This window comes from Aeromonas encheleia, from assembly GCF_900637545.1.
Lineage (GTDB): Bacteria > Pseudomonadota > Gammaproteobacteria > Enterobacterales > Aeromonadaceae > Aeromonas > Aeromonas encheleia.
Genome location: NZ_LR134376.1, coordinates 1193157 through 1213375, shown reverse-complemented (window position 1 = coordinate 1213375; position 20219 = coordinate 1193157). Strand labels below are relative to the sequence as shown.

Sequence of the window (20219 nt, the reverse complement as noted above, 5' to 3'; positions counted from 1 at the left end):
TAGCAGACCCAGGCTCGATGGCAGAGGGGTCAAAGGCAAGTCTTGACGGCTTGGCGATGGCCGCCCCGCTCCCCCAACCCCATCAATGCTGCTCGACCTTCACGGCAGGCCCATTGGCGAGCACCTCGTGCATCTGCTGCTCATCGAGTTGATCGCAGTAACGGGCCACCACCAGGGTGGCGACGCCGTTGCCGATGAGGTTGGTCAGGGCGCGCGCCTCCGACATGAAGCGATCTATCCCTAGGATCAGCGCCAACCCGGTGAGCGGCAGGTGCCCCACCGCCGAGATGGTGGCCGCCAGCACGATGAAGCCACTGCCGGTGACCCCGGCCGCCCCCTTAGAGGAGATGAGCAGCACCACCAGCAGGGTGATCTGCTGGAACAGGTCCAGCGGCGTGTTGGTCGCCTGGGCGATGAAGATGGCCGCCATGGTCAGATAGATGGAGGTACCGTCCAGGTTGAAGGAGTAGCCGGTCGGGATCACCAGACCCACCACCGACTTCTTGCAGCCGAGCGCCTCCATCTTGACCAGCATGCGGGGCAATACGGATTCGGAAGAGGAGGTCCCCAGCACGATCAGCAGCTCTTCCTTGATATAGGCAATAAAGCGCAGGATGCTGAAACCATTGGCCCTGGCAATACTGCCCAGCACCATGAAGATAAACAGCAGGCAGGTCACATAGAAGCAGGCAATTAACTGGCCGAGCTGAACCAGTGAGCCGATACCGTATTTCCCTATGGTGAATGCCATGGCACCAAAGGCCCCAACCGGTGCCAATTTCATGATCATGTTGATGATGCCGAAAATAACCTGGGAGAAGCTGTCGATGACATTGAAGATTAATTTACCCTTCTCGCCGATATGGTGCAGGGAAAAGCCGAACAACACCGCAAATAACAGCACCTGCAATATATTGCCACTGGCAAAGGCGCCGATCACGCTGCCCGGGATCACGTCCAGCAGGAAGGCGATGATGCCCTGCGACTTGGCTTGCTCGGCATAGGCCGAGATGGAGCTGGCATCCAGCGTGGCGGGATCCACGTTCATGCCGACCCCGGGCTGCAGCAGGTTGACCACGCACAGGCCGATGACCAGGGCGATGGTGCTCACCACTTCAAAGTAGAGCAATGCGATGGCACCGGTTTTCCCCACCGCCTTCATGCTCTCCATGCCGGCGATGCCGGTCACCACGGTACAGAAGATGACGGGGGCAATGATCATCTTGATTAATTTCACGAAGCCATCGCCCAGTGGCTTCATATCCGCGCCGAGATCGGGATAGATATGCCCCAGACACACCCCCAGGGTGATCGCGAGCAACACCTGAAAATAAAGGCTGCTGAATATTTTCTTGTGCATGATTAACGTCCTGTTAATTAATTGACAGCGATATGGCAGAAATAAGCATGCAGGAGCCCGTCACGAGATATCACCATTCTCTCGCCTGCTTCATGCTATTTCGTCATCGTAACGGCGCCACTTTCACACGTTATAAAAAGCAATTAAGAGACATTAATCACACAACATATTTAACATCATTAACACCACGGCAACCATGATATATTTGGTCGGTGATTTATTTTGGACCTTAATGAAAACATTCTGGATATAAAAATGCCCCGCATGGCGGGGCATTTTTCATCACGGAAGCTGAACCGTGGATCAGATGGAGGTATCGAGGGGCTCGAAGCCCTTGATGAGGTCGTCGATCGCCTTCATCTGCTTCAAGAAACCTTCCAGCTTGTCCAGCGGCAGGGCGCTCGGGCCATCGCAGCGGGCCACTTTCGGATCGGGATGAGATTCGATAAACAGGCCGGCCAGGCCAACCGCCATGCCTGCGCGGGCCAGCTCGGCCACCTGCTCGCGGCGGCCACCGGAGGCGGCCCCCAGCGGATCGCGGCACTGCAGGGAGTGGGTCACGTCGAAGATCACCGGATAGCCGCCGGTGCTCTTCTTCATCACGCCCAGGCCCAGCATGTCCACCACCAGGTTGTCATAACCGAAGTTGGCGCCGCGTTCGCACAGGATCAGGCGATCGTTGCCGCACTCCTCGAACTTGTCGGTGATGTTCTTCATCTGGCTCGGGCTCAGGAACTGCGGCTTCTTGATGTTGATGACGTTGCCGGTGCGGGCCATGGCCTCCACCAGATCGGTCTGGCGCGCCAGGAAGGCGGGCAGCTGGATGACGTCCACCACCTCGGCGACCGGCTTGGCCTGATGCACCTCATGCAGATCCGAGATGACCGGCATGCCGAAGGTCGCCTTGAGTTCCTGGAAGATCTTCATCCCCTCTTCCAGACCCGGGCCCCGGTAGGAGTGGATGGAGGAGCGGTTGGCCTTGTCCCAGCTCGCCTTGAACACGAACGGGATGCCAAGCTTGCTGGTCACTTCCACGTACTTCTCGCACACCGCCATCGCCATGTCGCGGGATTCCAGCACGTTCATGCCGCCAAACAGCACGAACGGCTTGTCGTTGGCCACGTCGATGTCGTTGATCTTGATATTTTTCTGTTCCATCTCAGGCATCCTTAATGGAGGGGCTTGGGGCTAAGATCCAGCGCGGCCAGCTGAGTCTTCAGCACGTCGGCCACCGGATCGTCCGGGCATTGTTCAATGAAGTATTCAAAGTCGTCGGCGGCGAAGCGGGGGCAGTCGAGCTGCTCGTAGATGAAGCCCCGATCCCGCGTCTCCAGCGGATCGCCTGGCTTCATGCGCAGCAATAGCTCGCTGCAGCGCAGCGCCTCTGTCATGCGATCCTCCCGCAGCAGGGCGCCCTTGCTGACGTTGAGCAGCCGCTCGATGATCTCCCACTGCCCGCAGGGCTGCAGATGGTCATCGCTCAGGGTCGCCAGATTGCCGAGGGCGCCGCGCAGCAGCAGCTCGATGTGGTGCCGGCTCAGCTCATCGCCGTTGAAGGGGTCCACATAGACCTCCCCCTCGCTGCCGGCGAAGCTCACCAGGAAGTGGCCGGGGAAGCAGATCCCCTCCACATCCAGGCCTATCTTGCGGCCGAGCTGGATGATGAGGATGCCGAGGCTCACCGGGATGCCCTGCCTGCGCGCCAGCACCTGGGCCAGATCGCAGTTGACGGCCGAGAAGTAATCCTGCCAGTCGCCCCGAAAGCCCAGGGACTGGTAGAAACCCTGCAGCAGCTGGCGGCGCACCTCGTCACAGTTGCCCTCGGTAATCGTCTCGTCCAGCCAGCTATCGAGGTGGGCCAGCTCGGCCTCGCCAGAGCCGGTTCGGCCCAGGATCTCGTCGCTGACGGAGAGCGCCAGCTCGGCCAGATCATGGGCCTCGAAGTCGGTCCATTCGTCCACACGTATCATCGTCATCATTCCTAACCGAACAGACTGGCCTGCTTCAGCACCGCGAGCTTGGCAATAAAGAACAGCCACCCCAGGGCTCCCAGGAAGGCAAACCAGCGGATGGTATTGCTGCGAGCCAAGCGCAGCGCCATCATGCCTAAGAATGCCACCACCAGGATGGCGGTCAGCTTCTCGCTGAGCCAGGGGGTGCCGTTGTTGAGCGGGTTGAGATCCAGCACCATGCAGAGCAGCACGCCGGAGAGCACCACCAGCCCGTTGAGCCAGCCGCTCAGCTGCATGACCCCGCGGCTGTAGGCGCGGCCGATGCCGCTGGTCTGAACCCAGTAAAAGCGCAGTATAAACATCAGCACCGCCGATGCTATCAGCATCAGATGCAGATGCTTGAGAACAACATACATAACCTGTCCTTGCACAAATAGGGCAGGCCCGGGCCTGCCCTCACTCAGGATTGAGCCAGGCACCCCAGGGTCACCCGCTCGTTATCGCCATAATCGCGCACGGTTGCCACCTGCTGGTAGCCATGCTGCAGCAGAAGTTGACGCACCTCTTCCCCTTGATCCCAGCCGTGCTCCAGCAGCAGCCAGCCGCCGGGCACCAGATGGGCCGGTGCCTGGGCCACTATGAGGCGGATATCCGCCAGCCCCTGCTCGTCCGCCACCAGGGCGGAGCGGGGCTCGAAGCGCACGTCACCCTCATCCAGATGGGGATCAGCCCCGTCGATATAGGGCGGATTGGAGACGATCAGATCAAAACGCGGGGCCTGCGCCAGTGGCTCGAACCAGCTGCCGTCACGCACCTCTATGGGCAGCGCCAGCGCCGCGCTGTTATGGCGGGCCAGGGCCGCCGCCCCGGGCATCCTGTCCACCGCCCACACAGTCGCATCGGGCCGCTCGGATTTGAGCGCGAGCGCGATGGCGCCGGTGCCGGTGCCGAGATCCAGCAGGCTGCAGGGGCCGGCTGGGAGTCGGGCCAGCGCCTGCTCCACCAGCACCTCGGTGTCGGGGCGCGGGATCAGGGTGGCCGGGCTCACCTTGAGGGGCAGCGACCAGAACTCACGCTCCCCCACCAGGTGGGCGATGGGCTCGCCGGCCAGCCGGCGGACGAGCCAGCCGACCAGGGTCGCCTGCTGGGCGCCATCGAGCTCGCGCTCCGGCCAGGTCATCAGATAGCTGCGCCGGCAGCCCAGCAGATGGCAGAGCAACGCATCGGCGTCGGCACGGGGGGATTCCCCGGAGGCCAGGGTCGCCATGATGTGTGCGCGGGCCTGTTGGATCTGCATCAGTGGTTCTCCGCCAGGGTGATCGCGCCATGAGCGCGCGGCCGTCGGTTCAGCACTAGCTGTTTTCCGCCAGGGAGGCGAGCTGATCGGCCTGGTATTCCTGCACCAGCGGGGTGATCACGCAGTCGAGATCCCCTTCCAGGATCTCCCCCAGCCGGTAGAGGGTGAGGTTGATGCGGTGCTCGGACAGGCGCCCCTGGGGGTAGTTGTAGGTGCGGATGCGCTCGGAGCGATCCCCCGACCCCACCAGGTTGCGGCGGGTGCTCTGCTCGGCGGCGCGGTGGCGCTCGTCCTCGGCCGCCTGCAGGCGGGCGGAGAGCACCGACATCGCCTTGGCGCGGTTCTTGTGCTGGGAGCGCTCATCCTGGCACTCCACCACCAGCCCGGTCGGCAGGTGGGTGATGCGGATGGCGGAATCCGTCTTGTTGACGTGCTGACCACCGGCCCCGGAGGCGCGGAAGGTGTCTATCTTCAGGTCGTTCGTATTGATCTCGATCTGCTCGGCTTCCGGCACTTCCGGCAGCACGGCCACGGTACAGGCGGAGGTGTGCACCCGGCCCTGGGATTCGGTCTCCGGCACCCGCTGCACGCGATGGCCGCCGGACTCGAACTTGAGGCGGCCGTAAACGCGCTCGCCGTCCACCTTGGCGATCACCTCCTTGTAGCCACCGTGCTCGCCGTCGTTGCAGCTGACGATGGAGACGCGCCAGCCCTGGCGCTCGGCGTAGCGCGAATACATGCGGAACAGATCGCCGGCGAAGATCGCCGCCTCGTCACCACCGGCCCCGGCGCGGATCTCCAGGTAGCAGTTGTTGTCATCCTTGGGGTCGCGCGGCAGCAGCATCACCTGCAGCGCCTGCTCCTGCTCCTCCAGCGCGGCCTTGACCAGCGGCAGCTCATCCTGCGCCATCTCGCGCAAGTCGCTGTCGGCGTCCTCCAGCATCAGCTTGGTGGTCTCCAGATCGTCTTCGGCCTGGCGGAAGCGCTGGAAGGCGTGAACGATATCTTCCAGCTGGGCATATTCCCGGGTCAGGGCGCGGTAGCGATCCTGATCCGAGGCCACGCCGGGCTCGCCGAGCAGGGCCTGAACTTCTTCGTGGCGCTCGATGAGGCCTTCCAGCTTTCTGATCAGTGACGGATTCATAAATCTTGTGTTCTCGATGGAGGTAGGGGCGGCCGGCTGGCCACCCCGGCACTATGACTCTTGTGACAACCCCAGCACCTGCCGCAGTTGGGACAGCTTGTGGGCATCGCCCTGGGCTGCCGCCTGGCGCAAGGCCTGGGTCGGTGCGTGGATCAACTTGTTGGTGAGGCGATGGGCCATGGCCTTGAGCGCCTGCTCGGCACTCTCGCCCTGCTGCAGGGCCAGCAAGGCGCGCTGCAGCTCCTCGTCGGCGACCTGCTGGGATTGGTGCCGGTAATCACGAATGAGATCCACCGAGTGCTGGCTGCGATACCAGCCCATGAAGTCGTCGCGCTCTTCCTGCACGATGAGCTCCGCCTCGGCCGCGGCCTTCTTGCGGGTCTCGAGGTTCTGCTCGATGATGCCCTGCAGATCGTCCACCGTGTAGAGATAGGCATCGGACAGCTCATCCACCTCGGCCTCGATGTCCCGCGGCACGGCGATGTCCACCAGGAACATGGGTCGGCTGCGGCGGGCCTTGAGGGCGCGCTCCACCATGCCCTTGCCGAGGATGGGCAGGGGGCTGGCGGTCGAGCTGATGACGATGTCCGCCTCGTGCAGGTAGTCCGGGATCTCTTCCAGGGTCATTACCTGGGCACCGAACTCCTCGGCCAACAGTTGGGCCCGCTGCAGGGTGCGGTTCGCCACCATCATCCGGGTGACGTTCTGCTCGCGCAGGTGACGGGCCACCAGCTCTATGGTCTCGCCGGCGCCGATCAGCAGCACCTTGGTCTGGGAGAGATCGGAGAAGATACGGCGGGCCAGGCTCACGGCGGCGAAGGCCACCGACACGGCACTGGCGCCAATCTCGGTATCGGTGCGCACCCGTTTCGCCACCGAGAAGGATTTCTGGAACAGGCGCTCAAGGGATCCTTTCAGCGCCTCGGATTGCTGGGCATGGGCGTAGGACTGCTTGATCTGCCCCAGGATCTGCGGCTCCCCCAACACCAGGGAGTCGAGGCCGCAGGCGACCCGCATCAGGTGGCGCACCGCCTCTTCGTCCCGATGCTGATAAATGGCGGAGACCACCTCGGCCGCATCCAGCTTGTGGAAGGCCTGCAGCCAGTGCAGCACCTGCTCCCCCTCGCCGCGCTCCAGGCTGCAGTACAGCTCGGTACGGTTGCAGGTGGAGACGATCACCGCCTCGCTGACACCGGGCTGCTCCACCAGCTCACGCAAGGCGCGATCGATGCAGTCCGGGCCAAACGCGACCCGTTCCCGCAAGGCGACACTGGCGGTGTTGTGGTTGATTCCGAGGGCAAGCAGACTCATGAGTGGGTGGTGATCATTTCGTGCACAGGGTGTAAAGGCCGTCAATTGTACGAGAAAGGGTAAGTCTTTAAAAGCGATACGGCCGCCCCTTATACTGTGGCAAACCTCTTATCCGGAGCACGACCTTGTTCTTGCGTATTTTCTCCCTCGCCTGCCTGCTGTTGCTGGCTGGCTGTACCACCACCTCACCCCAGCGGGATCAGGTCAACTGGCAGCAGGAACGCGCCCGTCTCGAGCAGCTGACTCACTGGCAGCTGTCGGGCAAGATGGCCATCATCACCGCCCAACAGAAGGGCAGCGCCCGCCTCAACTGGCAACAGGATGGCGACGACTATCGCCTCAATCTGAGCAGCATAGTCGGCACCCACATCCTGGAGCTCTCCCGCAGCAAGGGCGAGGTGACCCTGATAGACAACGACGGCAAGCAGCACCAGAGCCAGGACGCCGAGGCGCTCATCTATCAGCTCACCGGCTGGAACATCCCGGTGCAGGGGCTGCCCGAATGGATCAAGGGGCTGCCAGGCAAGGCCGAGTTCGAGCTCAATCCCGACGCCAGCCTGGCCTCGGTGCGGGATGGCCAGTGGCAGATCGTCTATGGCGACTACCGGGATCAGGCCGGCTATCGCCTGCCCCATCTGCTGACCATGACGGGCCAGGGCAGTCGCCTCAAGTTGCAGATCAACCAATGGACCCTGACCCCCTGATGGCCGCCGCTGACAAGCGCCCGTCGACGACGGCGATCCGCTGGCCCGCGCCGGCCAAGCTCAACCTGTTCCTACACATCAATGGCCGTCGCCCGGACGGCTATCACGAGCTGCAGACCCTGTTCATCTTCCTCAGTCACGGCGACTGGCTGGAGTTCGATCCCCTGCCGGACACCGACTTGCTCACCCTGAGCCCGGCCATCCCCGGCGTGCCCGATGAACAGAACCTCATCATCCGGGCAGCGCGGCTATTACAAAACAAGTTAGCCAGCCCGCAGGGGGCCCACATCCGGCTGGAAAAAAACCTGCCCATGGGCGGCGGCATCGGCGGCGGCTCCTCGGATGCGGCCACTACCCTGGTGGCGCTCAATCACCTCTGGCAGGCGGGTCTGAGTGAAGACGAGCTGGCGGATCTCGGGGTGCAGCTCGGGGCCGACGTGCCGGTGTTCGTGCGCGGCCGGGCCGCCTTCGCCGAGGGGGTGGGTGAGCGACTGCAACCGGTCGAGCTGCCGAGCGCCTGGTATCTGGTGCTCAAGCCCGATTGTCACGTGGCGACGGCCGCCGTGTTCCAGGATCCGGACCTGCCCAGAGCCACACCCAAGATGGCATTGCCCGATTTGCTGGATAAAAAGTGGCTGCTGGAGGGGGAGTGGAAAAACGATTGCGAATTGCTGGTGAAAAAGCGCCACCCCGAGGTTGCCAATGCGCTCGGCTGGTTGCTAGAATACGCGCCGTCAAGAATGACGGGCACTGGAGCCTGCGTCTTTGCTCAATTTGAAGACGAAGTGGCTGCTCGGAAGGTGTTGGCAAGGGTGCCGGAAGGCTGGGATGGGTTTATCGCCAAGGGCGAGAACATATCACCACTCTTCGTCACATTGCAACAAGTCAGTGATTGGGGTATCGCCAAGCGGTAAGGCAGCGGGTTTTGATCTCGCCATTCCTAGGTTCGAATCCTAGTACCCCAGCCATTCTCTTGGTGATTGAGATGGGCATATCGATGACGATCCGGGGAGCAGTGAAGAGGCTATCTCATTCCTGTGTCCGGGTTCATCCCTCGATACCTCAGCAAGACACCACAGACAAGAAACTGCAAATGCAGCAACTGTCGACTTGTGACATCACCTGGCCGGTGGCAACCTAGGGTGGCCCGACCCGTCAACGCGATAATCGTTTGCCCAAAGACGATACGGGTCTAAATCAGACCCTCCACATACTGGATGCAACCCCGAGGTTTCAAACCGTGCCTGACATGAAGCTGTTTGCTGGTAACGCAACGCCGGAACTAGCCCAGAAGATCGCAGATCGCCTGTTTATCAAACTCGGCAATGCTGCCGTAGGTCGCTTTAGCGACGGCGAGATCAGCGTACAGATCAATGAGAATGTACGTGGTGGCGATATCTTCATCATTCAATCCACCTGTGCCCCGACCAACGACAATTTGATGGAATTGATCGTCATGGTGGATGCACTGCGTCGTGCTTCAGCTGGCCGTATTACTGCCGTTATCCCCTACTTTGGTTATGCCCGTCAGGACCGCCGCGTCCGCTCCGCCCGTGTGCCCATCACCGCCAAGGTCGTCGCCGACTTCCTCTCCAGCGTGGGTGTGGACCGTGTGCTGACCGTTGACCTGCATGCCGAGCAGATCCAGGGCTTCTTCGACGTCCCGGTGGATAACGTGTTCGGCAGCCCTGTGCTGCTGGAAGACATGCTGTCCAAGAACCTCGAATCCCCCGTGGTTGTATCGCCGGACATCGGCGGCGTGGTGCGTGCCCGTGCCATCGCCAAGCTGCTGGACGACACCGACATCGCCATCATCGACAAGCGTCGTCCCCGCCCGAACGTCTCCCAGGTCATGCACCTGATCGGCGACGTGGCTGGCCGTGACTGCGTCATCGTCGACGACATGATCGATACCGGCGGCACCCTGTGCAAGGCGGCCGAAGCGCTGAAAGAGCGTGGCGCCAAGCGTGTGTTCGCCTATGCGACTCACCCTGTCTTCTCCGGCACCGCCGTGGAAAACATCAAGAACTCGGTCATCGACGAGCTGATCATCACCGACTCCATCCCGCTCACCGCGGAGATGAAGGCGATCGGCAAGGTCAAGCAGCTGACCCTGTCCACCGTGCTGGCCGAAGCCATCCGCCGGATCAGCAACGAAGAGTCCATCTCTGCCATGTTCGAGCATTGATAGACCCTGTTGTAACAAAAACCGCCGACTGGCGGTTTTTGTTTTTCTAGCCCAGTACGGTATTGCCCTGCCCCGACAGGTTAAGGATTTCCCATGAAGTGCTCGCGTCTCCTGCTACTCCTCCCCCTCTGCACTCTGCTCGCCGCCTGCCTGCCCGGCAAAGAGAGCGCCCCCTTCACGCTGACCCTGGCGCACATGAACGACACCCACTCCCAATTCGACCCGGTCAATGCCGAGCTGAAGGGAGCCATCTTTGGCAAGGAGAGTACGGATACCCTCTACAGCCGCTTCGGCGGCTACCCCCGGTTGCTGACCATGGCGAAGGCCTACCAGGCGGAGGCGCTCACCAAGAATCAGCCGCTGTTGCTGCTGCACGGGGGCGACGCCTGGCAGGGCAGCGGTTACTTCAAGCTCAACGAGGGGATGGCCAACGCCGAGCTGCTGAGCCAGTTCGGCTTCGATGCCATGGCGCTCGGCAATCACGAGTTCGATCTCGACAGCCAGAAGCTGGCCCGCTTCATCGAGGGGGTGAACTTCCCGGTGCTGGCCGCCAACCTGGATGCCAGTGCGGATCCGGATCTGAGCCAGGCCCGCAACCTCAAGCCGTTCGTGGTCTATGCCTTCGATGGCAACCAGAAGATCCCGCTCACCGATCTCAGCCACCTGCCCGCAGACAAACCGCTGGTCGCCGTCATGGGGCTGGTGCTGGAAGACATGGCCAACATCTCCCCCAACGTCGGCAAGCTGCGCTTTCGCAAGGAGGTCGACGCGGCCCAGGCCACGGTCGACCTGCTGCAGCAGAGAGGGATCAACCACATCATCGCCCTGACTCACATCGGCAACCAGCGCGATCTGGCGCTGGCGGCCGAGGTGAACGGGCTGGACGCCATCGTCGGCGGCCACTCCCACAGCCTGCTCGGCGACTTTGGCAACATCGGCTGGGGCAAGACCGGGGAATACGCGGCGCTGGTCACCAACCCGGACGGCGTCGGCCTGACCTGCGTGGTGCAGGCCGGCGCCTACGCCCAGGCCATCGGCCTCGCCCGCCTCAGCTTCGACGCGCAAGGCCGCGTCATCGCCTGCAACGGCCAAAACCGGCTGCTGGCCAGTCGCGACTTCTTCGCCGATCCGGCCCGCCAGCAGCCGCTGGACAAGACCCGCAGCCAGCAGGCCGGCAAGTTCATCGACGCCCAGCCCAACCTGGTGACGGTGGATGAAGATCCGCGCCTGCGCGGCATCATCGACAGCCACTTCAAACCGGCGCTCGAGCAGGCGTTCGGCCCCGTCATCGCCACCCTGCCGGCGCCGCTGCAAAATGCCCGTCGCCCCGGTGACAATGGCAGCGACAGTCACGGCTCCGCCGTCGCCCCCCTGGTGGCCGAGGGTCAATACTATTGGGCCAACCGCCCGGCGGTGCAGGCCCTGACCGGCGGCCCGGTCGACTTCGCCCTGCTGGCGGTGGGAGGCGTGCGCGCCGATCTGCCCGCCGGTGAGCTGCGCGAAGGGGAGCCGGCCCTCAGCCTGCTGCCGTTCAAGAATCAGCTCGCCGTGCTGACCCTGAGCGGCGCCGAGGTGCGGGCCCTGCTGACCGAGACCATCACCGCCACCCTGCCCGCCGGCGCCCACGCCGGCAAGTTCCCCTATGGCGGCCACCTGCGCTACCGCTTCACCGAGACAGTGTCGGGCAAGAGCGGCTCCCTGACCCGGCTGCAATGGCAGACGGCCGAGGGGCAATGGCAGGATCTGGTCGATGAGCGGCGCTACCGGGTGGTGATGAATGCCTACAGCGCCAACGGCAACGACGGCTGGCAGGCACTGGCCCGTGCCCAGCAGCTGCGGGCCGAGCGGGTGGATCTTGCCTGGGTGGCGGGCCAGCTGACCGCCTTCCCGGTCCTGCAGGTGGTGCAACAGGGCAATCAGCTGAGCGCCCGTTACGCACCTGGCCAAGCGCTCGACTGCCAGGCCGAGACCGTCAACTGCGGCACAGATGCGGCCTCCTTCGTGCAGTACATAAAGGAGCAGCGCCCGACCCTGACCGCCCTGAGTGAGCCCGTCGTCACCCTGCTGCGGGCCAGATAAGCAGGCACCGGCCACGACACAGGGCAAAAACGGGCCGGGGCGAGGCCCGTTTTTTGCGGCCGTTGACGACCCATTGCGGTGTTATTCCCACCGGTTGCCGAGCTTTGGTTGAGTGATCGCCAGTCGGCGGCTAGAATATTGCGTCCCATTGCCCTGGGCCATCTGTCCACGGCAAGCAGCGAGTGAAGACATCAAGCGTGACAAGTCAAATCAAACTGATTGTCGGGCTGGGTAATCCCGGCCCCGAATATGCCAAGACCCGTCACAATGCGGGCGCCTGGTATGTGGAGCAACTGGCCCGCTGGCACAATGTCAGCCTGCGTGAAGAGCCCAAGTTCTTCGGCCACACCGCCCGCTTCCTGGTCGAGGGGCAGGATGTGCGGCTGCTCATCCCGAACACCTACATGAACCTCTCCGGCAAGGCCGTGGCGGCGCTCGCCCGGTTTTACCAGATAGCGCCGGAAGAGATGCTGGTGGCCCACGACGAACTGGACCTGCCCCCCGGCATCGCCAAGTTCAAGCAGGGCGGCGGTCACGGTGGCCACAATGGCCTCAAGGACATCATCGCCAGGATGGGCAACAACAATAACTTCTTCCGGCTGCGCCTCGGCATCGGCCATCCCGGTGCCAAGGAGCTGGTCGCCAGCTTCGTGCTGACCAAGGCGCCCAGCAGTGAACAGAGCCTGATCGAGGCCGCACTGGATGAGTCCTTGCGCGCCACCGACATCCTGTTCAAGCAGGACATGACCAAGGCCATGAACCGGCTGCACAGCTTCAAGGCCGAGAAAGTCTGAATACAGATGCCTGACCTGGGTCAGGCTCGCACAATATGACAGGGCTGCCTAAGAATCTGGTCACTCTCTGTAACGAGAGGTTGTCAGCAAGGCGAAGCGCAGCACAGGAACCGGAGCGTATAGGTATACGTGAGGATTCCGAGCAGCACATGAGCCTTGATCACAGCCTCGCAGTAAGAGCGTGAGCTGGTTCGGCGGCCCTCACACAGCATCCATCACGTAAGGTAACAATCCATGGGTTTTAAATGCGGTATCGTGGGCCTGCCCAATGTAGGCAAATCCACCCTGTTCAATGCGCTGACCAAGGCCGGCATCGAAGCCGCCAACTTCCCGTTCTGCACCATTGAGCCGAACACGGGTGTGGTCCCCATGCCGGATCCGCGTCTCGACCAGCTCGCTGCCATCATCAATCCGCAGCGCGTGGTGCCGACCACCATGGAATTCGTCGACATCGCCGGCCTGGTGGCAGGCGCCTCCAAGGGTGAGGGCCTGGGCAACCAGTTCCTGGCCAACATCCGCGAGACCGAGGCCATCGGCCACGTGGTGCGCTGCTTCGAGGATGACAACATCATCCACGTGGCGGGCAAGGTCTCCCCGGCCGACGACATCGAGGTGATCAACACCGAGCTGGCGCTGTCGGATCTGGACGCCTGCGAGCGCGCCATCCACCGCCAGTCCAAGCGCGCCAAGGGCGGCGACAAGGATGCCAAGCTGGAAGTGGAGACCCTGGAAAAAATTCGGGTTGTGCTGGAAGAGGGTCAGATGATCCGTGGCATGAAGCTGGACAAGGAAGAGCTGGCGGCCGTTGCCCACCTCAACTTCCTGACCCTCAAGCCCACCATGTACATCGCCAACGTGGCGGAAGACGGCTTCGACAACAACCCCTTCCTCGACAAGGTGCGTGAAATCGCCGCCGCCGAGAACGCCGTGGTGGTCGTGGTCTGCTGCGCCATCGAGGCGGACATCGCCGAGCTGGACGACGCCGACCGCGCCGAGTTCATGGCCGATCTGGGCATCGAAGAGCCGGGCCTGAACCGGGTGATCCGCTCCGGTTACGAGCTGCTGAACCTGCAGACCTACTTCACCGCCGGGGTGAAGGAAGTGCGCGCCTGGACCATTCCGGTCGGTGCCACCGCCCCGCAGGCGGCCGGCAAGATCCACACCGACTTCGAAAAAGGCTTTATTCGCGCACAGACCATCGCCTTCGACGACTTTATCACCTACAAGGGTGAGCAAGGTGCCAAGGAAGCGGGCAAGATGCGCGCCGAAGGGAAAGACTACATCGTCAAAGATGGCGATATCATGAACTTCCTGTTCAACGTCTAACCCCATGAGAGGCCAGCATTTGCTGGCCTCTTTCTACTGGGTATCTGTTGCAGATCTGCTGGCAAATGTCGTAAAAAAAACCAGATTGTTGGGCTTTTGCACGACAGCGTCCAATAACTCGCCAAACGCACCCAAATTCGGTTTTTCTGGCAAAAAAAGGGTTGACGCCCCAGAGCCAGATACGCATAATTCCGGCCGCACAGTGACGAGGCAACGACTCACTGGAAGCAAGGTTGGCTATGTAGCTCAGTTGGTTAGAGCATCGCACTCATAATGCGAGGGTCACAGGTTCGAATCCCGTCATAGCCACCATATATTGTTCAGTTGGGGTATCGCCAAGCGGTAAGGCAGCGGGTTTTGATCTCGCCATCCCTAGGTTCGAATCCTAGTACCCCAGCCATTATTTTTGGTTATCGATGTTCATCTGTCGGTAGCAAGCTGAGGAAAGCATTGAGAGATTTTGATCTCGTCAATGTGCCTAGGTACAAATCCTAGAACCACAGCCATTTTTGAACGTTCTTTGCCGGCACTCGTGTTGTTGAAGGGCACTGTTGGGGTATCGCCAAGCGGTAAGGCAGCGGGTTTTGATCTCGCCATCCCTAGGTTCGAATCCTAGTACCCCAGCCATTTTTACTTGTACACGACCTTGTCGCATACAAGACGGCTATGTAGCTCAGTTGGTTAGAGCATCGCACTCATAATGCGAGGGTCACAGGTTCGAATCCCGTCATAGCCACCATTTAAAAGTTGTTCAGTTGGGGTATCGCCAAGCGGTAAGGCAGCGGGTTTTGATCTCGCCATCCCTAGGTTCGAATCCTAGTACCCCAGCCATTTTTGAACGTTCTTTGCCAGCATTCGTGTTGTTGAAGGGCACTGTTGGGGTATCGCCAAGCGGTAAGGCAGCGGGTTTTGATCTCGCCATCCCTAGGTTCGAATCCTAGTACCCCAGCCATTTTTACTTGTACACGACTCTGTCGCATACAAGACGGCTATGTAGCTCAGTTGGTTAGAGCATCGCACTCATAATGCGAGGGTCACAGGTTCGAATCCCGTCATAGCCACCATTAATATTGCGGAAGTGGCGAAATTGGTAGACGCACCAGATTTAGGTTCTGGCGCCCTAGGCGTGAGAGTTCGAGTCTCTCCTTCCGCACCATTAATAGCAGTACCAAACAGACCAGCTCAGGCTGGTTTTTTTGTGCCCGCGATTTACCCTTTCTCCTCTCTTGCCCGCCTTCTCTCCCTGCTCACCATCTTGTCTGATCCGGATCATCATCCCGCCAGCCCAGGATGGCTGGCCACAAAAAAGCTGCCCCCAGGCCGCTTGTCTCTTCTCCCCGCTCAGAACGGGAAGAACCAGGGAATGGCGATGACGCTCACCACCATCACCAGCAGGGTGAAGGGCACCCCTATTCGCACGAAGTCCACGAACCTGTAGTTGCCGGGGCCCAGCACCAGGGTGTTGACCGGTGACGAGACCGGCGTCATGAAGGCCGCCGAGGCGGCGATGGCGATGGTCATGGCGAAGGGATAGGGCGAGATCCCCATCTGGTGGGCCGTGCCAAGCGCGATGGGCGCCATCAGCACCGCGGTGGCGGTGTTGGAGATGAAGAGCCCGATCACCGCACAGAGCACGAACAGGCTGGCCAGCATCACCCTAGGGCCCATGTCCCCCACCGCGGCCATCAGGCCACCGACGATGAGATCCACCCCGCCGGTCTTCTGCAGCGCCAGGGCGAAGGGTAGCATGCCGACGATCAGGATCAGGGTCGGCCAGTGGATGGACTTGTAGGCGCTCTCCATGTCGATGCAGCGGAACTTGCCCATCAGCAGGCAGGCGATGAGCGCCGCTATGACGTTGGGCACGGGATCCGTCACCATCAGCGCGATCATGACGCCGAGGCAGATCAGGGCGTGAATGGCCTGGCTGCGGGCCGGCGCCATCTCGTCCACCTCCGCCGGCAGGCCGAGCAGCAGGAAGTCGCGGCTGCGGGTCTGCAGCTGGCGAATAAGGCTCCAGTTACCCACCACCAGCAGGCAGTCCCCCATCTGCAGCGGATCGTCCACCAGCTTGCCGGTCAGCGCCTCGCCGTGGCGGCGGATCCCCACCACGCTCAGGCCATAGTGAGAACGAAACGCCACCTCTCGGATGCTCTTGCCAAGCAGGCGGGACTCCGGAATGAGGGAGACCTCGGCCATGCCCACCTCCCGCGCCTGATCGGAGAAGTACTCCCCGCGCAGTATCATGGGTTCGAGTCGGGCCTCGGTGCAGAACTCGCGCACATCCACCTCGGGATCGGACATGTCGATCAGCAGCACATCCTTGGCCTGGAACTCGGTGACGCCGGAGACGGTGACCATTACCCGCCGGAACTTGCGCCAGCGCTCCAGCCCGATGACGTTGGCACCGTAGCGAGCGCGCAGCTGCAGCTCGTCCAGGGTTCGGCCGATCAGGGGTGAATCCGGGCGGATCGCCAGCCGGCGGGCCCGGCCCGCCAGCCGGTAATCGCGGATGAGATCGCGCATGGTGCTGCGCCCCGCTGGCTTGCCTCTGCCCTCCTCCCCCTCGCGGACCAGCGAGTTGCGCATCAGCAGCATATAGAGGACGCCCATCCCCAGGACGATCACCCCCATGGGGGTGAAACCGAAGAAGCCGAACCCCTGGATGCCGTGCCGCATCAGCTCGCTGTTGACCACCATGTTCGGTGGGGTCGCCACCAGCGTCATCATGCCGCTGATGAGGCCGGCAAAGCCGAGCGGCATCATCAGCCGCCCGGCCGGGATCCCCATCCGGTTCGCCACGCTCAGCACCACGGGGATGAAGATGGCCACCACCCCTGTGCTGCTCATCACGGCCCCCAGGGTCGCCACCGCCACCATCAGCAGCACCAGCATCCGGGTCTCGCTGCTGCCCGCCACCTTGACCAGCGCATCTCCCACCTGGTAGGCGATGCCGGTACGCACCAGCCCCTCCCCCACCACGAACAGGGCGGCGATCAGGATGACGTTGGGATCGCTGAAGCCCGCCAGCGCCTCCGGCAAGGTCAGGATGCCGCTCAGCACAAACAGTATGACGATCGACAAGGCCACCACGTCCATGCGGACCTTGTTGGTAATAAACAGATAAATGGCGCCCACCAACATGCAGAGGACCCAGATCAACTCGGAATTCACACTCGCTCCTTTCGTTCGTCGCCCCCAGGCTACGGGGTGCAACCCTCTCCATCAGACCACAGCTTACCCCTCCCCATTTTGTTACATGTCAATAAAGAGGGGCCCCATCATCGCACATCCGAGTTCAGATGAGGCCAGCAAAATGGCAGCGACGCAGAGAGCCCCTCCCTTGCCTGCCGCCCAACGCCATCAGGACAAAAGTGCTGCAAGTGAGCCCGGTCCCTCCTAGAATGGGCCCACGCGCCGACCTTGCCGGCCTGCGCGCCTATCTCGACCTTTCACCCGCAGCGGAGACCCCATGCCTGTACCACCCCAAGCCCAACCCTATCCAGAGTTCACCTTCTTCAGCCGCTTCGTGGAGGACATCCAGGCGGGCCGCAAGACCATCACCATCCGCGACGAGAGCGAAGCCAACTGGCAGCCAGGCCAGCGACTGGCGCTCTTCACCAACCCGGAGCTGCAGCCCTTCGGCACCATAGAGGTGCTGTCGGTGGCCCCCGTCGCCTTCGATGCCCTAAGCGACGAGCACGCCCGCCAGGAGAACATGACGCTCCCCGAACTTAAAGACGTGATCCGGGATATCTACCCCGCCCTGCCGCCACTCTATGTGATCGAATTCAAACTGATCAAAGCCTGAGTCTGTGAGCCATCTCACGCCCGCCCTATTGCCATTGGAGCCCAGAGGCGAATAATCACTGTTTTTATATACAGTTATTATGGAGTGTCCATGGAAGTCTCTCTGGAGCCGGCCATCGCCGAGATGGTGGCCGGCTTTATCGCCGCCGGTCGTCCCAACGCCAGCGCACTGAGTTGGCAGGCCCGCCGCGAGGGCTATCTTGCCTCGGCCGTGCTGGGAGGGGCGCAGGAGGAGGTCGGCCAGATAGAGGAGTGGCAAGAGTCCCACTATGCCGTACGGCTCTATCGACCGACACCGGGGGCGCAGGCTTCCTATCCCGCCCTCATCTACTTTCATGGCGGCTGCTTCGTCAGCGGGGATTTCGAGACCCATGACCGCCAGCTGCGGATGCTGTGCAACCGCGCCAATGCCCTGATCTTCGCGGTGCACACCCGCCTCGCCCCCGAACATGTCTACCCGGCGGCCCACGACGACGCCCTGGCGGCGACCCTCGCCATCATGGTGCGGTTGAAAGAGTGGCAAGTCGACCCGCGGCGGTTGGCGCTGGCCGGTGACAGCGCCGGCGGCCATCTCGCGCTGGTCACCGCCCTGAGGCTCAAGGCCATGGGCGCCCCCCTCCCCGCCGTCCTGCTGCTCATCTACCCCATGCTGGATGCCAGGGGCGAGAGCCAGAGTTATCGCGACTGTGGCGAGGATTACCTCATCACTGCCGACATGTTGCAAAGCGGCTATCGCGCCTACCTGGGCGCGCTGCCGGTCGATCACCCCGAGGCCAGCCCGCTCCATCACCCGGCGCTCGCCGGCCTGCCCGCGACCCATATACTGACGGCCGAGTGCGACCCCCTGCGTGACGAGGGAGAGGCCCTGTATGGCAAACTGCTGCAAGCCGGTGTTGCCGCCACTTGTCAGCGACAGCTCGGGGTGATCCACGGTTTCTTCCAGCTGGCGGGCATAAGCCCTGCGGCCCGTCATGCCATCGCGCAGGTCGCCATGCAGCTCAAGAGGCTCTGAGTTGGATCCGACCCCCATGCCGTGTTAAAAGTGTCTCTTTTGAATCAGGGAGGTGACCCGAGTGTTTGAGATAGCGAGCCTGAAAGAGGCCATGATGCACGGGGTCGAGCTGTTCCAGCTGCTGCTGGAGATCATCTCCATCGCCTGCGTGGTGATTGGCCTTGGCAAGACCCTCTGGCTGGCGGCGCGGGTGCGGGATCACGAACCCGGTTTTCCCCGCATCCGGCTCTGCTTCGGCAGCTGGCTCATTCTGGCGCTGGAGTTTCAGCTCGCCGCCGATATCCTGGCCACCACGGTGGCGCCGAGCAAGGAGGAGCTGATCCGGCTCGCCATCATCGCGGTGATCCGCACCTTCCTGAACTACTTCCTCGGCAAGGAGCTGGAGGCCCAGACCGAACGCCAGCGCCCCTGAGCCGCCACGCCGTCATCGGGCCCCGGCCGCAGGCCGGGCTCATGCCCCTCAGTCCGGACCGGTGCCTTCCCCTGCGGCATAACGCCGGCGGATCTGGTACTGTAGCCCTTTAGCCCGAGAGGAGGCCCCCATGGCCGAGCAGTCCCGTTTTGAGCAATACGACGCCCTGATTTTCGATATGGATGGCACCCTGGTGGACTCCATGCCCCTGCATCTGGATGCCTGGGCGCTGACCAGTGCCGAGTTCGGCCTGCCGTTCGATCGGGAGGAGCTCAATGAATATGGCGGCATTCCCACCCGCAAGATCGTCGCCATACTGGCCGAGCAGCACGGGCTGAGCATCGACATCGAGGCCTTCGCCCGCCGCAAGATAGCGCTCTACATGGAGCAGATCGACAAGGCCGGCGTCTTCCCCCAGATGTGGGAGCTGGTCAGGCAGCACCACGGCAAGGTCCCCATGGGCATAGGCACCGGCTCACCGCGCAATCAGGCCGAGCGTATCTTGCGAAGTACCGGTCTCGATGCCTATATCTCGGTGCTGGTGAGCGCCGACGACGTGACCAACCACAAACCCCATCCCGACACCTTCCTGCGAGTGGCCGAACGACTCGGCGCCAACCCGGCCAACTGCCTGGTGTTCGAAGATACCCGGATCGGCATCCAGGCGGGCAAGGCCGCCGGCATGGCGACTGTGCTCGCCACCGAAGGCGAACTGCTGCTGGTGTAAACAGGAGATAGCGCGATGGGGCTCGCGAAGAGGCAAGCAGCCCCATGCCGGCCGCCCATGTCGTCATGATATGAAGTCTGGTGGAGACCAGTGGAGGGGGAAA

General features: G+C 62.3%; 18 protein-coding genes and 9 tRNA genes. 19 read left to right on the top strand and 8 right to left on the bottom strand.

From position 1 onward, the window contains the following. Nucleotides 1-82: 82 nt before the first annotated feature. The 7 genes from EL255_RS05815 to hemA form a co-directional block, all read right to left on the bottom strand. A complete protein-coding gene (locus tag EL255_RS05815; RefSeq protein WP_042652661.1) occupies nucleotides 83-1360 on the bottom strand; it encodes a dicarboxylate/amino acid:cation symporter in 1278 nt (425 codons plus the stop codon). Nucleotides 1361-1663: 303 nt separating this feature from the next. Continuing rightward, nucleotides 1664-2518 (bottom strand): 3-deoxy-8-phosphooctulonate synthase, encoded by an 855-nt coding sequence (gene kdsA / locus EL255_RS05810; protein WP_042652662.1) that lies wholly within the window; start codon nucleotides 2516-2518, stop codon nucleotides 1664-1666. Between the two features lie 11 nt (nucleotides 2519-2529). After that, nucleotides 2530-3330: a SirB1 family protein gene (locus EL255_RS05805; protein ID WP_042652663.1), complete on the bottom strand. Its 801-nt coding sequence runs from the start codon at nucleotides 3328-3330 to the stop codon at nucleotides 2530-2532. A gap of 11 nt (nucleotides 3331-3341) precedes the next feature. Further along, entirely contained in the window at nucleotides 3342-3728 is a 387-nt protein-coding gene (locus EL255_RS05800; protein ID WP_042652664.1) for a SirB2 family protein, read from the bottom strand. 44 nt (nucleotides 3729-3772) lie between these two features. After that, nucleotides 3773-4609, bottom strand: a complete 837-nt coding sequence (gene prmC / locus EL255_RS05795) for a peptide chain release factor N(5)-glutamine methyltransferase (protein ID WP_042652665.1) — start codon at nucleotides 4607-4609, stop codon at nucleotides 3773-3775. A 55-nt stretch (nucleotides 4610-4664) separates the two neighbouring features. Further along, nucleotides 4665-5753, bottom strand: coding sequence for a peptide chain release factor 1 (prfA, locus tag EL255_RS05790; RefSeq protein WP_042652666.1), 1089 nt, complete (start codon nucleotides 5751-5753; stop codon nucleotides 4665-4667). 51 nt (nucleotides 5754-5804) lie between these two features. Further along, complete coding sequence (hemA, locus tag EL255_RS05785; protein WP_042652667.1) at nucleotides 5805-7064, bottom strand: glutamyl-tRNA reductase; 1260 nt, start codon at nucleotides 7062-7064, stop codon at nucleotides 5805-5807. 125 nt (nucleotides 7065-7189) lie between these two features. On the opposite strand from hemA, the gene lolB reads away from it, so the two are divergent. From lolB to EL255_RS05710, 15 genes are all read left to right on the top strand, one after another. Next, the gene (lolB, locus tag EL255_RS05780; RefSeq protein WP_042652668.1) at nucleotides 7190-7768 is read left to right on the top strand and encodes a lipoprotein insertase outer membrane protein LolB; all 579 of its coding nucleotides are present in this window, start codon (nucleotides 7190-7192) and stop codon (nucleotides 7766-7768) included. Then, a complete protein-coding gene (gene ispE, locus EL255_RS05775; RefSeq protein WP_084228302.1) occupies nucleotides 7750-8682 on the top strand; it encodes a 4-(cytidine 5'-diphospho)-2-C-methyl-D-erythritol kinase in 933 nt (310 codons plus the stop codon). Before lolB ends, ispE begins: the two co-directional genes overlap by 19 nt. After that, nucleotides 8662-8736 (top strand) — tRNA-Gln (locus EL255_RS05770). Before ispE ends, EL255_RS05770 begins: the two co-directional genes overlap by 21 nt. A 272-nt stretch (nucleotides 8737-9008) precedes the next feature. Beyond that, nucleotides 9009-9956, top strand: coding sequence for a ribose-phosphate pyrophosphokinase (locus tag EL255_RS05765; protein WP_042652671.1), 948 nt, complete (start codon nucleotides 9009-9011; stop codon nucleotides 9954-9956). A 93-nt stretch (nucleotides 9957-10049) separates the two neighbouring features. Beyond that, entirely contained in the window at nucleotides 10050-12035 is a 1986-nt protein-coding gene (locus EL255_RS05760; protein WP_042652672.1) for a bifunctional metallophosphatase/5'-nucleotidase, read from the top strand. Nucleotides 12036-12232: 197 nt separating this feature from the next. Continuing rightward, nucleotides 12233-12829 (top strand): aminoacyl-tRNA hydrolase, encoded by a 597-nt coding sequence (pth, locus tag EL255_RS05755; protein ID WP_042652673.1) that lies wholly within the window; start codon nucleotides 12233-12235, stop codon nucleotides 12827-12829. 234 nt (nucleotides 12830-13063) lie between these two features. Then, the gene (gene ychF / locus EL255_RS05750; protein WP_042652674.1) at nucleotides 13064-14155 is read left to right on the top strand and encodes a redox-regulated ATPase YchF; all 1092 of its coding nucleotides are present in this window, start codon (nucleotides 13064-13066) and stop codon (nucleotides 14153-14155) included. Between the two features lie 235 nt (nucleotides 14156-14390). Continuing rightward, nucleotides 14391-14467: transfer RNA gene (locus EL255_RS05745), tRNA-Met, on the top strand. A 13-nt stretch (nucleotides 14468-14480) separates the two neighbouring features. Next, nucleotides 14481-14555: transfer RNA gene (locus EL255_RS05740), tRNA-Gln, on the top strand. A 152-nt stretch (nucleotides 14556-14707) separates the two neighbouring features. Beyond that, a tRNA-Gln gene (locus EL255_RS05735) sits at nucleotides 14708-14782 on the top strand. Between the two features lie 35 nt (nucleotides 14783-14817). Then, nucleotides 14818-14894, top strand: a tRNA-Met gene (locus tag EL255_RS05730). A 17-nt stretch (nucleotides 14895-14911) separates the two neighbouring features. After that, nucleotides 14912-14986: transfer RNA gene (locus tag EL255_RS05725), tRNA-Gln, on the top strand. Nucleotides 14987-15032: 46 nt separating this feature from the next. Next, nucleotides 15033-15107: transfer RNA gene (locus tag EL255_RS05720), tRNA-Gln, on the top strand. A gap of 35 nt (nucleotides 15108-15142) precedes the next feature. Beyond that, a tRNA-Met gene (locus EL255_RS05715) sits at nucleotides 15143-15219 on the top strand. An 8-nt stretch (nucleotides 15220-15227) separates the two neighbouring features. Beyond that, a tRNA-Leu gene (locus EL255_RS05710) sits at nucleotides 15228-15311 on the top strand. A gap of 185 nt (nucleotides 15312-15496) precedes the next feature. Here EL255_RS05710 and EL255_RS05705 read toward each other — a convergent pair. Next, nucleotides 15497-17329 carry an SLC13 family permease gene (locus EL255_RS05705; RefSeq protein ID WP_042652675.1) on the bottom strand — a complete coding sequence of 611 codons (1833 nt, stop codon included), beginning with the start codon at nucleotides 17327-17329 and terminating at the stop codon, nucleotides 15497-15499. A 298-nt stretch (nucleotides 17330-17627) separates the two neighbouring features. Here EL255_RS05705 and yqfB point away from each other — a divergent pair, with 298 nt between their 5' ends. The 4 genes from yqfB (at nucleotide 17628) to EL255_RS05685 (ending at nucleotide 20116) form a co-directional block, all read left to right on the top strand. Next, a complete protein-coding gene (gene yqfB / locus EL255_RS05700; protein ID WP_042652676.1) occupies nucleotides 17628-17966 on the top strand; it encodes a N(4)-acetylcytidine aminohydrolase in 339 nt (112 codons plus the stop codon). A gap of 90 nt (nucleotides 17967-18056) precedes the next feature. Next, a complete protein-coding gene (locus EL255_RS05695; protein WP_042652677.1) occupies nucleotides 18057-18977 on the top strand; it encodes an alpha/beta hydrolase in 921 nt (306 codons plus the stop codon). A 61-nt stretch (nucleotides 18978-19038) separates the two neighbouring features. Beyond that, nucleotides 19039-19389, top strand: a complete 351-nt coding sequence (locus tag EL255_RS05690) for a DUF1622 domain-containing protein (protein ID WP_042652678.1) — start codon at nucleotides 19039-19041, stop codon at nucleotides 19387-19389. Nucleotides 19390-19519: 130 nt separating this feature from the next. Further along, nucleotides 19520-20116 (top strand): HAD family hydrolase, encoded by a 597-nt coding sequence (locus tag EL255_RS05685; RefSeq protein ID WP_042652679.1) that lies wholly within the window; start codon nucleotides 19520-19522, stop codon nucleotides 20114-20116. The last annotated feature ends 103 nt before the right edge of the window (nucleotides 20117-20219 follow it).

Coding starts and splice junctions, on each gene's coding strand:
- EL255_RS05815 (WP_042652661.1), bottom strand. CDS start 1,360: ATGCACAAGAAAATATTCAGCAGCCTTTATTTTCAGGTGTTGCTCGCG.
- kdsA (WP_042652662.1), bottom strand. CDS start 2,518: ATGGAACAGAAAAATATCAAGATCAACGACATCGACGTGGCCAACGAC.
- EL255_RS05805 (WP_042652663.1), bottom strand. CDS start 3,330: ATGATACGTGTGGACGAATGGACCGACTTCGAGGCCCATGATCTGGCC.
- EL255_RS05800 (WP_042652664.1), bottom strand. CDS start 3,728: ATGTATGTTGTTCTCAAGCATCTGCATCTGATGCTGATAGCATCGGCG.
- prmC (WP_042652665.1), bottom strand. CDS start 4,609: ATGCAGATCCAACAGGCCCGCGCACACATCATGGCGACCCTGGCCTCC.
- prfA (WP_042652666.1), bottom strand. CDS start 5,753: ATGAATCCGTCACTGATCAGAAAGCTGGAAGGCCTCATCGAGCGCCAC.
- hemA (WP_042652667.1), bottom strand. CDS start 7,064: ATGAGTCTGCTTGCCCTCGGAATCAACCACAACACCGCCAGTGTCGCC.
- ispE (WP_084228302.1), top strand. CDS start 7,750: ATGGACCCTGACCCCCTGATGGCCGCCGCTGACAAGCGCCCGTCGACG.
- EL255_RS05760 (WP_042652672.1), top strand. CDS start 10,050: ATGAAGTGCTCGCGTCTCCTGCTACTCCTCCCCCTCTGCACTCTGCTC.
- ychF (WP_042652674.1), top strand. CDS start 13,064: ATGGGTTTTAAATGCGGTATCGTGGGCCTGCCCAATGTAGGCAAATCC.
- yqfB (WP_042652676.1), top strand. CDS start 17,628: ATGCCTGTACCACCCCAAGCCCAACCCTATCCAGAGTTCACCTTCTTC.
- EL255_RS05695 (WP_042652677.1), top strand. CDS start 18,057: ATGGAAGTCTCTCTGGAGCCGGCCATCGCCGAGATGGTGGCCGGCTTT.
- EL255_RS05685 (WP_042652679.1), top strand. CDS start 19,520: ATGGCCGAGCAGTCCCGTTTTGAGCAATACGACGCCCTGATTTTCGAT.